Below are 12,941 nucleotides of genomic sequence, written 5' to 3'. Positions count from 1 at the left end.
CGCCGGGCTTGGCGGAGCCTAGGAGGCGGCGTCCGCCACGCCCGCGCCGGTCTCCCCGTGCCGGGGCACCCGGACCGTCACCCGCAGCCCCCGCGGCTCGTGGTGGGCGTAGTCGATCGAGCCGCCGCCCGCACCGAGCAGCGCGCGGGTGATGGACAGGCCGAGACCCGAGCCCTTCACGTTCTGGTGCCGGCCACTGCGCCAGAAACGGTCGCCCACGCGCGCGAGTTCCTCGTCGGTGAGGCCGGGGCCGGTGTCCGTGACGACGACGGTGGTGCTGTCGCCGTCGGGGGCGACGGTGACCTCGACCGTGCCCCCCTCGGGGGAGAACTTCACGGCGTTGTCGATCACCGCGTCCAGGGCGCTGGACAGGGCGATCGGATCGGCCCAGCCGGTGGTGGGCGGGCAGTCGCCGGTCATCCGGACACCCTTGGTCCGGGCGGCCGGCGCCCAGGCGGCCACCCGTTCCTCGGCCAGCGCGCCGATGTCGGTCAGCACGAGGTCGGCCTCGGCGTGCTCGGCCAGCGCCAGGTCGAGCAGGTCGTCCAGGACCTGCGCGAGACGCTTGCCCTCGGTGCGGACCGAGGCGATCTCCTCGTTGTCCTCCGGCAGTTCGAGGGCGAGCAGTTCGATGCGCAGCAGCAGCGCCGCGAGCGGGTTGCGCAACTGGTGCGAGGCGTCGGCGACGAAGGCGCGCTGCTGTTCCAGCACGTCCTCGACGTTGTCCGCCATCTCGTTGAACGAGCGTGCCAGCCGTCTGAGTTCCGGCGGCCCGCCGGCGACCGCGACCCGGGACTTCAGGCGCCCGGTGGCGATGTCGTGGGTGGTGGCGTCCAGGATCCGTACCGGCCTGAGCACCCAGCCGGTCAGCCTGAGCGCGGCGCCGACGGCGAGCAGCATGGCCGCGATCTCACCGGCCCCGATGAGCAGCCAGCCGCGCAGGATGCGCGAACGAAGCTGCCCGGTGGGCGAGTCGGTGACCACGACCGCGACGACGTCCCCGTCCCGGATCACCGGGGAGGCGACGACGAGCCAACCGCGCTGCCAGGGCCACACCTGCCGCGGGTCATGGCTGCGCCGGCTGAGCAGCGCCTCGTCGAACGCCCTGCGCACCTCCCCCGTCCGCGGTACGAACCAGTCGCCGGGCGCGTTGGCCATGGCGGAGCCGTTGCGGTAGAAGACACCGGCGCGGATGCCGTAGACGCCGTAGTAGCTCTCCAGTTCGCTGCGCAGGGTCTCCCCGCGCTCGTCCGTGGTGGTGCGGTGGGGTCCGCCGGGCCCGTCGGTGACGAACTGGGCGAGCGCCGCGAAGCGTGCCGTGTCGTCTATCCGGTCGACGACGACCCGCTGCTGCTGCGCGGCGGCCACGCTGCCGGCGAGCGGGATGCCGAGCGCGAGCAGGACGGCCGCCAGCAGGACGATGAGCAGCGGGAGGAGGCGTGTGCGCACCCGTCCCCGCTAGGCGGCCGGGGCGACGAGCCGGTAGCCGACGCCGCGTACGGTCTCGATCAGCGCGGGCATCCGCAGCTTGGCGCGCAGGGAGGCGACGTGCACTTCCAGGGTACGACCGGTCCCCTCCCAGCTGGTGCGCCACACCTCGCTGATGATCTGTTCGCGCCGGAAGACCACACCGGGCCGCTGGGCGAGCAGGGCGAGCAGATCGAACTCCTTACGAGTCAGCTGGACGACCGAACCGCCCACGCTGACCTGGCGGGTGGGCAGTTCGATCCGGACCGGGCCGAGGAGCAGGGCGCTCTCTCCGACGGCCGCCGGGTCCTCGTGGGCGGTGCGCCGGCTGACGGCGTGGATCCGGGCGAGCAGTTCCCCGGTGTCGTACGGCTTCACGACGTAGTCGTCGGCGCCCAGGTTGAGCCCGTGGATGCGGGAGCGGACGTCGGAGCGCGCGGTGACCATGATCACCGGGGTGCTGGTGCGTTTGCGGATCTTGCCGCAGACCTCGTAGCCGTCCTGGTCGGGCAGGCCGAGGTCGAGCAGGACGACACCGAAGCCGTTGCCCTCGGGGACGAGCGCCTGGAGGGCTTCCTCGCCGCTGCGCGCGTGGGTGACCTGGAAGCCGTGCTTCGCGAGGACGGCCGACAGCGCCGCGGCGACGTGGTTGTCGTCCTCGACGAGGAGCAGTCTCATCCCGGCCCCCTCCGGTTCAGCGGTCGTACGGTCTCGGTTCGTGTCGGGCGTGTAGATCACGCGCACGCGCGCGTGCACCAGTGCAGTGACGCTGATGTACAAGGACGGCGTCAAGAGGCTTCGGGTTGCCCGTCGCTTCCGTTATCCGGCCGATACGCGCACCGGCGACAAGTGCTACGACATGTGTCCGATTGCTATCGGATCGTGATGCTCAGATCTCCCTCAGATGTGATGACGCAGGTCACAGCCCCTCACTACTGTCCTCGGAAACCCGAGGAGGACGGAGCCTGAGAGCGATGACCAATGTATCGGTGGCCAAGGAAGATGTGGCCACGTCCGACGAACTGGTCGTCCTGAGGAGCGTCAACAAGCACTTCGGCGCGTTGCACGTGCTCCAGGACATCGACCTGACGATCGCCCGCGGCGAGGTCGTCGTGGTCATCGGGCCCTCCGGGTCCGGAAAGTCGACCCTGTGCCGCACCATCAACCGCCTGGAGACGATCGACTCGGGCACGATCACGATCGACGGCAAGCCCCTGCCGCACGAGGGCCGCGAGCTGGCCCGGCTGCGGGCGGACGTGGGCATGGTGTTCCAGTCGTTCAACCTCTTCGCGCACAAGACCGTGCTCGAAAACGTGATGCTGGGTCAGGTCAAGGTCCGCAAGGCCGCCAAGAAGCAGGCCGAGGAGAAGGCCCGGGCCCTGCTGGACCGGGTCGGCGTGGGCACGCAGGCCGACAAGTACCCCGCCCAGCTCTCCGGCGGCCAGCAGCAGCGGGTCGCGATCGCGCGGGCGCTGGCGATGGGCCCGAAGGTCATGCTCTTCGACGAGCCGACCTCCGCCCTCGACCCCGAGATGATCAACGAGGTCCTGGAGGTCATGCAGCAGCTCGCGCGCGAGGGCATGACGATGATCGTGGTCACCCACGAGATGGGCTTCGCGCGATCGGCCGCCAACCGGGTGGTCTTCATGGCGGACGGCCGGATCGTCGAACAGGCCACGCCCGACCAGTTCTTCAGCAACCCGCGCAGCGACCGGGCCAAGGACTTCCTGTCCAAGATCCTGCACCACTGACGGCACGGCCGGGCCGTCCGCACCGCCCGGCCGCCGCTCCGCCCGGCCGCACCCGCCGTCCGACCGCACGCCCGCCCGGGTCCGCGTCACCCCCGCCTCAGGCACTCGTTCCTCACCACTCAGAAGGATGTTCAGCATGAAGCTCCGCAAGGTCACCGCCGCGTCGGCCGTCCTCCTCGCCCTCTCCGTGACCGCCACCGCCTGCGGCGGCGACAAGAAGGACGACGGCGCCGGTTCCTCCGACGGCGGCGCCAAGATCACCATCGGCATCAAGTTCGACCAGCCGGGCATCGGCCAGAAGACCCCGCAGGGTTACTCGGGCTTCGACGTCGACGTGGCCACCTATGTCGCCAAGAAGCTCGGCTACAACGCCGACCAGATCGAGTGGAAGGAGTCGAAGAGCGCCGACCGCGAGACCATGCTGAAGCGCGGTGACGTCGACTTCATCGCCGCCTCCTACTCGATCACCCCGGAGCGCCAGAAGCTGGTCGACTTCGCCGGGCCGTACCTGCTGGCCCACCAGGACGTGCTGGTCCGCGCGGACGACAGCAGCATCAAGTCGCCGGCCGACCTGAACAACAAGAAGCTGTGTTCGGTCACCGGCTCCACCTCCGCGCAGAACGTCAAGAACAAGCTCGCTCCCAAGGCGCAGCTCCAGCAGTACCCGACGTACTCCGCGTGCCTGACCGGTCTCCAGAACAAGGTGATCGACGCCCTGACCACGGACGACTCGATCCTCGCCGGCTACGCCGCCCAGTCCCAGTTCAAGGGCAAGTTCAAGCTCGGTGGCCTGAAGATGACCAACGAGAACTACGGCATCGGCGTCAAGAAGGGCAGCGACCTCAAGGGCAAGATCAACAAGGCGCTGGAGGCCATGGTCTCCGACGGTTCCTGGGACGCGGCCGTGAAGAAGAACTTCGGCCCGGCCGGCTACAAGAACGAGCCCGCGCCGAAGATCGGCGACATCAAGAGCTGAGGCAACGCCCGGCGGATGCGCCGTCCTCGAGGGCGGCGCATCCGGGCATCCCTACACGCGAAAGCGCGGGAGATCGTGTTCGACTTTCTTGACGGTTACGACGTACTGGGCGCCTTCTGGACGACAGTGCAGCTGACGCTGCTGTCCGCCGTGGGCTCCCTGGTCTGGGGCACTCTGCTGGCAGCCATGCGGGTGGGTCCCGTACCGCTGATGCGCGGTTTCGGCACCGCCTACGTGAACATCGTGCGGAACATCCCGCTCACGGTGATCATCCTGTTCTCCTCGCTCGGCCTCTACCAGACGCTGAACATCACCCTCGCCGCGAAGGACACCGACGCGATCAACTTCCGGCTCGCCGTGCTGGGCCTGATCGTCTACACGTCGGCCTTCGTGTGCGAGGCGATCCGGTCCGGCATCAACACGGTGCCGGTGGGCCAGGCCGAGGCCGCGCGGGCCATCGGCCTGAGCTTCTCCCAGGTGCTGTTCCTGGTGGTGCTGCCGCAGGCCTTCCGGGCGGCCGTCGGCCCGCTGACCAACGTCCTGATCGCCTTGACGAAGAACACGACCGTGGCGGCCGCGATCGGCGTCGCCGAGGCGGCCCTGCTCATGAAGGACATGGTCGAGAAGGAGGCCCAGCTGCTGCTGATCTCCGCGATCATCGCCTTCGGATTCTGCTGCCTGACCCTGCCGACCGGTCTGATCCTCGGCTGGGTGGGCAAGAAGGTGGCGGTGAAGCGATGAGCTCGGTCCTCTACGACGCCCAGGGACCGCGCGCCAAACGGCGCAACATCCTCTACACGGCGTTCTTCGTCGTCGCGCTCGCGGCCGTCCTCTGGTGGGTGTACGCGTCCCTGGACGAGAAGCACCAGCTGGACTGGGTGCTGTGGAAGCCGTTCTTCAACGGCTCCGAGGCGTACACGACGTACATCTGGCCCGGCCTGGAGAACACCCTCAAGGCGGCGGCCCTGTCGATGGTCATCGCGCTGCCGCTGGGTGCCGTCCTCGGCATAGCCCGGCTCTCGGACCACATATGGGTGCGGATCCCGGCCACGGTCGTGGTCGAGTTCTTCCGGGCGATCCCCGTCCTGGTCCTGATGATCTTCGGCAACGAGCTGTACAGCCAGTACACCGACGTCAGTTCCGACGACCGTCCGCTGTACGCCGTCGTGACCGGCCTGGTGCTGTACAACGCGTCGGTACTCGCCGAGATCGTCCGCGCGGGCATCCTCGCCCTGCCGAAGGGCCAGTCCGAGGCGGCCATGGCGATCGGCATGCGCAAGAACCAGGTGATGCGGGTCATCCTGCTGCCGCAGGCGGTCACCACCATGCTCCCGGCGATCGTCAGCCAGCTCGTGGTCATCGTGAAGGACACCGCGCTCGGCGGCGCCGTCCTCACCTTCCCCGAACTGCTCGCCTCGGCGAACACCATGAGCGGCTACTACGGCGCCAACACCATCGCCTCCTTCACGGTGGTGGCCGTGATCTTCGTGGTCATCAACTTCTCGCTGACCTCGTTCGCGAGCTGGCTGGAGGGCCGGCTGCGGCGCGGCAAAAAGTCGACCGGGGTGGTGCTCGGCGTCGACGAGACCGTGGACATCCCCGGTCACGCCGGTACCGGAACCGCGGCCTGACCCCGGATCAGAGCCGAATGCGTCACCCGGGGGCAGTGGCATGATCGCCACTGCCCCCGGTCGCTTGACGCAAACTCTGCCAATGGGTTGCATACGTTGTGTGATCGTGCACCCCGCTCCTCCTTCCTGTTCACTTGTCCATGTCAGGGCATCATCACGAGCAGGGGGCGCCACACCGTGGACCCGGTGATCATCGTCGGAGCGGGGCCCGTCGGGCTCACGCTCGCCCTGGCGCTGGCGCGTCAGCAGGTGCCGTCCATCGTGCTGGACGAGGGCGTCGGCAAGGAGGAGCCCCGCCCGGCGCGCACCGTCGTCCTGCGCGCGGACACGGCCGCCCTGCTGGAGCGGCTGACCGGGGTCGCGCTCGCGGAACAGGGCGTGCGCTGGGCCGGCTGGCGGTCGGTCAGGCGCAAGCAGGTGATGAGCGAGATCACCTTCACCGAGACCGGAACCGCGCCGCTGCACATCGCCCAGCATGTGCTCACGGACCTCCTGCGCGGGGCCATCGCCATGGAACCCCTGGTGGAGACGGCGGTGGAGAGCCGTCTGGACGCCATCGAGCAGGAGCGTTCCGGCATCACCGCGCGCACCCGTGGCCCCAAGGGGACTTGGTGGCGCGGCAGTTACCTGGTCGGCTGCGACGGTGCCCGCTCGACCGTGCGCAAGCTCCAGGACATCCGCTTCCCGGGCCGTACGGCGGTGGAGCGGCACGCGGTCGCCGCGCTGCGCACGGAACTTCCGTGGGAGGGTCACGCGTTGCTCCATCGGATGCCGCCGTGGCGGTCGTCCGGGCCCTCGGCCGGGGAGGTGACCGCCCGCCCCCTCCCGGACGGCGTGTGGCGCCTGGACTGGCTGCTGCCGCCGAGCAAGGACCTGGTCACCCCCGAGCTCCTGCTGGCCCGGATCCATGAGACCCTCACGGGCTGGACGGACGGCACCACACCGGTGTACGAGCTGCTCGACACCGGCGTCCACACGGTCCACCACCGCCTCGCCCGCCGGTGGCGCGCGGGCCGGGTCTTCCTCGCCGGGGACGCGGCCCACCTGCTCGGCGCGCTCGGCACCCAGGGGCTCGACGAGGGCCTCAGGGACGCCGACAACCTCGCCTGGAAGCTGGCCACGGCCTGGCACCACGGTCCGGACGAGGCCCTGCTGGACAGCTACCAGACCGAGCGGCGCGCGCGGGTCGCCGCCCGGCTGCGCGCCGCAGACCAGGCCCTGCCGGTGCTGCGCGGCGGGGGCGGGCTGCGCCACATCGTCCCGGGCGCGGCCCGCAACCAGGACGCGCTGCTCACCGACGGCCACCTCGGCCGCGGTCCGCTCGGCGCGCCCGGCACGTACGCCGACTCGCCGCTCGCACCCAGGCGGCTGGAAGGGGAGATCCCGGTCGACACCCCGCCCGGCGCACCGGTCACCGACGTCCGGGTCACGGCGGAGGACGGCTCCTTCGTCCAGCTGCGCGACCGGCTCGGCCGTGGCGCGCTGCTCGTCGTGCTCATCGCGCCCGGCACGGGTGTCTGGGACCGCAAGCACTGGATGTCCGCCGGGGTGATGCCCCGGCTCGCGGCGGCCGTGGCCGCGCTGCCGAACCCCGCCGAGCTCCTGGTGGCCGAGAGCTACCCGGGAGCGCCGGCGCACAGCGTGCTGCTCGTCCGCCCCGACGGCCACCTGGTCACCGCGCTGAGCGGAGTCCGCCCGGCCGACCTGTACGCGGCGGCCGAGGCCACGATGGGGGGCGCGGCGCAGACGGGGGAGGCGGAGCAGGAGGAGGAGAGGGAGAGTCAGAAGGAGGGGGAGGCGGCGGAGGCCGGCTCGGGCGCACGCTGACGGCACCCGCTCGTGCACCGAGGACGGATTCCGGCGACGGCTCCCACCGCGCGCCGACCGTGTTCCGTGGGGGGGCTCCCGTACGCGCCCGACCGCGTTCCGTGGGAGGCTCCGTACGCGCCGACCACACCTCCGCGCACCCCCGTCCACAAGGTGACACCCGGTTGACCGCGGTGCGGCGGCAATGCTGTACTCCGGACCGTGACCGACACCTGTGTGCGCCTGTGGCGGAGGGTCCATATGGACCTCGTCCGCTATGCGGGCTGCGTGTGTCGCCCGTCCTGCTGAATTCGCATCCTCTCCCCCCTTTCCGGGCGCCGTCGCGCGCCCGTTCCGCGAACGCTCCTCAGGACGGTGTACGTGTCTGTCCCCTCCCCCACCCCTTCCCTGCCCACGTCCCTCTCCCCCGCCTCCGGCCCGGCGCCCACCCAGGCGGACCTCCTGGACTTCGTCCGGCGTACGGCGGCCGACGCCGAGCTGATCGCCTCCCTACCGCTCGATCCCGAGGGCCGCACCTGGGTACGGCTGGAGGGCCCCGGCGGCAGCGAGGCCTGGCTGATCGGCTGGCCGCCCGGTACCGGCACCGGCTGGCACGACCACGCCGACTCGGTCGGCGCCTTCCTCACCGCTTCGGGCGAGCTCACCGAGAACTCCCTCGCCGCCCGGCTGCCCACCGACGGCTGGAAGACCCTGGAGCTCACCGAGGGGGTGGACCGGGTACGGCGGCTGCCCGCCGGACAGGGCCGCGCCTTCGGCCGCCACCATGTGCACGAGGTGCTCAACGAGTCCCGCGAGCGACACGCGATCTCCGTCCACGCCTACTACCCGCCGCTGCCCCGGATCCGCCGCTACAGTCGCACGGACCAGGTGCTGCGCCTGGAGCAGGTCGAACGCCCGGAGGACTGGCAGTGAGCGGCACGATCGAGCAGCCGGGGACCACGGGTGTGACGGCGGAACGGCCGCTGGGCATCGACGAGTTGCTGGAGCGCGTGCGAGCCGGCTACCAGCGCGTCGGGGCGCGGGAGGCGCATGAGGCGGCGCGGTCCGGCGACGCGCTCCTGGTCGACATCCGGTACGCCGCCCTGCGCGACCGGGACGGGCTCATCCCGGGCGCCGTCGTGGTCGAGCGCAACGAACTGGAGTGGCGACTCGACCCCCAGGGCAGTCACCGCCTCCCCGAGGCCACCGGCCACGACCTGCGGATCGTGGTGATCTGCAACGAGGGCTACGCCTCCAGCCTCGCCGCCGCCTCCCTCCACCAGCTGGGCCTGCACCGGGCGACGGACCTGGTGGGCGGCTTCCAGGCGTGGCGCGCGGAGGGCCTGCCGGTCCGCCCGGCGACGCCCTGACCGACACGGACCCTGGTCGGCGCTGAACGTCCTGACCAGCGCTGGACGTCCTGGTCGGCACCGGACGTCCTGACCGACACCGGACTCTGGCCGGCGCTGGCCGTCCTGACCGGCGCCGACCGGGAACCCGCACGCCCGAGGGCCGGGTACTACTCCTTCGCCGTGGCCACGGTCACCGCCCGTACCCGGAGCGCCGCGCGCCCCGGTACGGCAGTGGCGACGAGCGCGAGGAGACCGGCGACCGCGACGACGCCGACGTAGAGCAGCGGGGTGACCGTCGGGGCGGCCCGGCCCGTCATGCCGACGCTGAACGCGGTGAGCACGGCGAGGGCGATACCGCTGCCGACCGACGTGGCGAGGAGCAGGACGGACAGCGCCTCGGTACGCAGCATGCGCAGCACCTGACGGCGGGTCGCACCGGCGAGGCGGAGCAGTGCGAACTCCCGGACACGCTCGGCGACCGACATGGCGAGCGTGTTCACCACGGCGATGGCGGTGAAGGCCAGGACGAGCCCCATGGCCAGGTAGTTGACCTCGGCGTTCGCCTGCTGCCGATCGGCCTGGAGGGCGGCGGCGGCGGCTGGCGAAAGAATTCTCAGTCCCGGGAACTCACGGAGAGTAGTCGCGAGTTGTGTCTGTGTACGGGTCGTACGGACGAGGACGGAGGAGGCGAGCGGGTTGTCCACGTGGGGGGCCACGAGGTCGTGGGCGAGGGTGAGGTCGCCGAAGCCGAGACCCCGGGCGTAGACGGCGGCGACGGTCAGCGTGGCGGGCGTGCCGTCGCCGAGCGTGAGTCTCAGGGTGCTTCCCGGCTTCAGGTGCTGCTGGTCGGCGGCCAGTTCGCTGACGGCGACGGTGCCGGGGCCGAGCCGGTCGAGGGAGCCGGCGGTCACCTTCGGGTCCCAGGTGCGGGTCAGACCCGCCGGGGTGACGCCCTGTGCGGGGTACTTGTCGAGGCCGACGCGGACGGTCGTACGGACCACCTCGGTGACGGTGTCGTGCCGTGCGCGCAGTCGCTCGGCGGCCTCGCCGGGGACACCCGGTCCCTGGGCGGCGACGACCCAGTCGGCCCGGACACCCTCGCGGACCTGGGCGCGGGCGGCGTCGCCGAGGGTGTCCTGGACGAACAGGACGGTGCAGGTCATGCCGACGAGCAGGGTGAGGGGGGTGACGACGGAGGCCATGCGGGCGGCGTTGGCGCGCAGGTTGGCGGTGGCGAGCCGGCCGCCGTGACCGGTGAGCCGGAGCGGGCCGGCGAGCAGCAGCGCGGCGGCCTTGACCAGGAGGGGACCGAGCAGGGCGACGGAGGCGGACAGGACGACGACGGCGAGGAAGGTCACGGGAGTCGAGGCGGGCTCGGTGCGCAGGGAGGTGAGGAGGACGACGAGGACGACTCCGCCGGCGAGGAGCAGCAGCCCGGCGGCGATGCGGCCCCAGGCGGGCCGGGTGCGCTCGGTCCTGGCTTCGGCCAGGGCCTCGGCCGGGCGGATCCGGGCGATCCTGCGGGAGGCGATCCGGGCCGCCGCCCAGGCCCCGAGACAGGTGGCGACGAGAGCGGCGAGCGGCGGGAAGACACTGACGGTGCGGTCGAGCGTGTCGGGTACGGCGCCCAGGGCGACGAACCTGGTGTGCAGCAAGCCGCCGAGCGGCAGCCCGAGCAGGGCACCGGCCGTGCCCGCCGCCGCGCCGACGATCAGCGCCTCCCGGCCGAGCAGCTTGCGGATCTGCCCGGAGGTGGCAGCGATGGCCCGCAGCAGGGCGAGTTCGCGGTGGCGCTGCTGGACGGTGAGCGCGAAGGTGCCGACGACCACGAGCACCGCCACCAGCAGCGAGGTGCCACCCATGGCCCCGCCCATGCTGACCAGCCGGGTACGGGCCGCAGCCGCGTCCAGGAACTCCACCGGACCGCGGGCGTCCCCGGTGCTGACCTGGGCCGTGGTGCCGTGCAGCGCCCGCGCCAGAGCCCGGTGGACCCGCTCGGGGTCCGCCCCCTTGGCCGGCAGTACACCGAACGCGGTGACCTGCCCGGGGTGCGCGGCCAGTCTGCGGGCCTCGCCGGCGGAGAAGAACAGGGCCGTCTGGTGGCGTACGGCGGAGGCCGGGGTGGCGATACCGGTGATCCGGTAGGCGCGCGGGGCCTGGGTGGACTGCACGGTGAGCCGGTCGCCGGGCCGCAGCCGGGCCCGCGCGGCGAGGTCGCCGTCGATGACGACGTCACCGGCGGCCTGGGGGGCGCGGCCCGTTGTCAGCCGGTACGGGGTCAGCGCGGCGGAGTCCCAGGCATGGCCGTAGGCGGTACGGCCGCCGGTGCCGGCCGGAGTCAACGGCTGGGCGAGGAAGGTGAGTTCGGGGACGACCCGGGCCACGCCGGGGGTGTGGGCGAGGGTGCCGCGCAGGTTCTCGGACAGCCAGGCGCGCTCGGCGATGGGCTTCGCCTTGTGCTTGACCTTGGTCTTGCCCTTCTTGTGCTTGACGGTGGTCCGATGCACGTACTGGTCGGCGGAGACAACGACGGGAGCGGCGGCGTAACGCTCGGTACGGATGGTGCCGCGCAGGCCGGTGTCCAGGAGGGTGCCGCAGGCGGTGATCAGAGCGGCCGCGCACATCAGGGCGAGGAAGGCGCCGAGAAACCCCGCCTTGCGGGCGCGGACCGATTGCAGGGCGTAACGCAGCATCATGGGGACGGGCTCTCTTCTGTTGTACGCATCGGCTGTGTCGTGCGCTGGGCGCGCGTACAGACTCGCCGGTGCGGGGGTGGGAGAGCACTGCGGTGGCCCGGCGTCTTGCGACGGGGGCCACCCCGACCGTCCACAGCGGGGGCTAGCCCCACCCCGGGACACCCGTCACAAGCCCCCGACTGACCCGTCAGGCCTCCCCATCCCGAGCAGCCGCCGCGCCCCGTGCCGAGCAGCCCTCTCGCCCCTCCGTACCGAGCAGCCGTCGCACCCCTCGTCCCGAGGAGCCCTCTCGCCCCTCCGTCTCTGAGGAGCAGTGAGAAGCCCTTACCCCGAGGAGCAGTCAGAAGCCTCCATCCCGGGGACCGGTCAGAAGTCGCCGTCTCCGAGGAACTCCGTGTCCTCGCCCTCTTCCTCCAGGGCCTGGCGGACGACCCTGAGGGCCATGCCCTCGGGGTAACCCTTGCGGGCGAGCATGCCCGCGAGCCGGCGCAGCCGCTTGTCCCGGTCGAGGCCACGGGTGGCCCGCAGTTTGCGGGCGACGAGTTCGCGGGCGGTCGCCTCCTCCTGCTCGGAGTCGAGCTGGGCGACCGCGTCCTCGATCAATGCCGAGTCGACCCCCTTGGTACGCAGCTCCCGGGCGAGCGCACGGCGGGCGAGCCCCCGGCCATGGTGCCGGGACTCCACCCAGGCGTCCGCGAAGGCACTGTCGTCGATGAGCCCGACCTCCTCGAACCGTGACAGCACCTCCTCGGCCGCGTCCTCGGGGATCTCCCGCTTGCGCAGGGCGTCCGCAAGCTGCTTGCGGGTGCGCGGGGTCCCGGTGAGCAGGCGCAGGCAGATCGCCCGGGCCCGCTCGACCGGGTCCGCTGAAGGCTCCCCCCGCTCGTCCCTCGCCGAGGGAGGGCCGTCTTCGTCCTCACCGGGTCCGGACGCGTCGCCGAACCCGCGCCGCCGGCCACGCCCCCGGCGACCGCTGCGCGCTCCCCCGGCCCGCCCGGACCCACGACCGCCGAGCGAACCGCCCCCGTACGGCTCGCCGTCCTCGTCTCCCAGGTCCGCACCGCCGTCACCGCCGTGGCCGCCGGTCCCGCGGTACGCGTCGTATCCGTCGTACGCGCCGAAGCCGTCGTCCCCGAGTCCACCGCCCCGGTGTCCGCCGTCACCGTCCGGGGCGGAGTCCGGGTGGCCTCCGGTGCCCCTCCCCCGTGGGGCACCGGGGGTGGCGTACTCGTACTCGGCCCAGTCGGTTCGTCGTGTCACGG

General features: G+C 71.8%; 12 protein-coding genes. 8 read left to right on the top strand and 4 right to left on the bottom strand.

Translation table 11 applies throughout. The features are described from left to right. Positions 1 to 18: 18 nt before the first annotated feature. Both IE294_RS00185 and IE294_RS00180 read right to left on the bottom strand, forming a co-directional pair. Positions 19 to 1,449, bottom strand: coding sequence for a sensor histidine kinase (locus IE294_RS00185; protein WP_189881153.1), 1,431 nt, complete (start codon positions 1,447 to 1,449; stop codon positions 19 to 21). 9 nt (positions 1,450 to 1,458) lie between these two features. Further along, complete coding sequence (locus tag IE294_RS00180) at positions 1,459 to 2,145, bottom strand: response regulator transcription factor (protein WP_189881152.1); 687 nt, start codon at positions 2,143 to 2,145, stop codon at positions 1,459 to 1,461. 296 nt (positions 2,146 to 2,441) lie between these two features. On the opposite strand from IE294_RS00180, the gene IE294_RS00175 reads away from it, so the two are divergent. The 8 genes from IE294_RS00175 to IE294_RS00145 all read left to right on the top strand — a co-directional run bounded on the left by IE294_RS00175 (position 2,442) and on the right by IE294_RS00145 (position 9,001). Further along, a complete protein-coding gene (locus IE294_RS00175; RefSeq protein ID WP_189881151.1) occupies positions 2,442 to 3,218 on the top strand; it encodes an amino acid ABC transporter ATP-binding protein in 777 nt (258 codons plus the stop codon). Positions 3,219 to 3,354: 136 nt separating this feature from the next. Further along, the gene (locus IE294_RS00170; RefSeq protein ID WP_189881150.1) at positions 3,355 to 4,194 is read left to right on the top strand and encodes a glutamate ABC transporter substrate-binding protein; all 840 of its coding nucleotides are present in this window, start codon (positions 3,355 to 3,357) and stop codon (positions 4,192 to 4,194) included. A 75-nt stretch (positions 4,195 to 4,269) separates the two neighbouring features. Next, complete coding sequence (locus tag IE294_RS00165) at positions 4,270 to 4,935, top strand: amino acid ABC transporter permease (RefSeq protein ID WP_189814134.1); 666 nt, start codon at positions 4,270 to 4,272, stop codon at positions 4,933 to 4,935. Further along, entirely contained in the window at positions 4,932 to 5,825 is an 894-nt protein-coding gene (locus IE294_RS00160; RefSeq protein ID WP_189881149.1) for an amino acid ABC transporter permease, read from the top strand. Before IE294_RS00165 ends, IE294_RS00160 begins: the two co-directional genes overlap by 4 nt. 177 nt (positions 5,826 to 6,002) lie before the next feature. Next, the gene (locus IE294_RS00155; protein WP_189881148.1) at positions 6,003 to 7,652 is read left to right on the top strand and encodes an FAD-dependent monooxygenase; all 1,650 of its coding nucleotides are present in this window, start codon (positions 6,003 to 6,005) and stop codon (positions 7,650 to 7,652) included. Positions 7,653 to 7,892: 240 nt separating this feature from the next. Further along, positions 7,893 to 7,940, top strand: a complete 48-nt coding sequence (locus IE294_RS49545; protein WP_309506048.1) for a hypothetical protein — start codon at positions 7,893 to 7,895, stop codon at positions 7,938 to 7,940. 72 nt (positions 7,941 to 8,012) lie between these two features. Then, positions 8,013 to 8,564, top strand: a complete 552-nt coding sequence (locus IE294_RS00150; protein ID WP_189881147.1) for a cupin domain-containing protein — start codon at positions 8,013 to 8,015, stop codon at positions 8,562 to 8,564. After that, on the top strand, positions 8,561 to 9,001 hold the full coding sequence (locus tag IE294_RS00145) for a rhodanese-like domain-containing protein (RefSeq protein WP_189881146.1): 441 nt from the start codon (positions 8,561 to 8,563) through the stop codon (positions 8,999 to 9,001). Before IE294_RS00150 ends, IE294_RS00145 begins: the two co-directional genes overlap by 4 nt. A gap of 149 nt (positions 9,002 to 9,150) precedes the next feature. Here IE294_RS00145 and IE294_RS00140 read toward each other — a convergent pair whose 3' ends face one another. Together IE294_RS00140 and recX are read right to left on the bottom strand one after the other, a co-directional pair. Continuing rightward, positions 9,151 to 11,679: an ABC transporter permease gene (locus IE294_RS00140; RefSeq protein WP_189881145.1), complete on the bottom strand. Its 2,529-nt coding sequence runs from the start codon at positions 11,677 to 11,679 to the stop codon at positions 9,151 to 9,153. Between the two features lie 366 nt (positions 11,680 to 12,045). After that, positions 12,046 to 12,939 (bottom strand): recombination regulator RecX, encoded by an 894-nt coding sequence (recX, locus tag IE294_RS00135; RefSeq protein ID WP_189881144.1) that lies wholly within the window; start codon positions 12,937 to 12,939, stop codon positions 12,046 to 12,048. Between the last annotated feature and the right edge of the window lie 2 nt (positions 12,940 to 12,941).

It is taken from the genome of Streptomyces canarius (genome assembly GCF_014650735.1).
Lineage (GTDB): Bacteria > Actinomycetota > Actinomycetes > Streptomycetales > Streptomycetaceae > Streptomyces > Streptomyces olivaceoviridis.
This window is presented reverse-complemented; position numbering and strand designations above follow the sequence as displayed.

Bases quoted from the DNA above. Each gene is read 5' to 3' on its own strand.
- IE294_RS00180 (WP_189881152.1), bottom strand. From the start codon at position 2,145: ATGAGACTGCTCCTCGTCGAGGACGACAACCACGTCGCCGCGGCGCTG.
- IE294_RS00175 (WP_189881151.1), top strand. From the start codon at position 2,442: ATGACCAATGTATCGGTGGCCAAGGAAGATGTGGCCACGTCCGACGAA.
- IE294_RS00170 (WP_189881150.1), top strand. From the start codon at position 3,355: ATGAAGCTCCGCAAGGTCACCGCCGCGTCGGCCGTCCTCCTCGCCCTC.
- IE294_RS00160 (WP_189881149.1), top strand. From the start codon at position 4,932: ATGAGCTCGGTCCTCTACGACGCCCAGGGACCGCGCGCCAAACGGCGC.
- IE294_RS00140 (WP_189881145.1), bottom strand. From the start codon at position 11,679: ATGATGCTGCGTTACGCCCTGCAATCGGTCCGCGCCCGCAAGGCGGGG.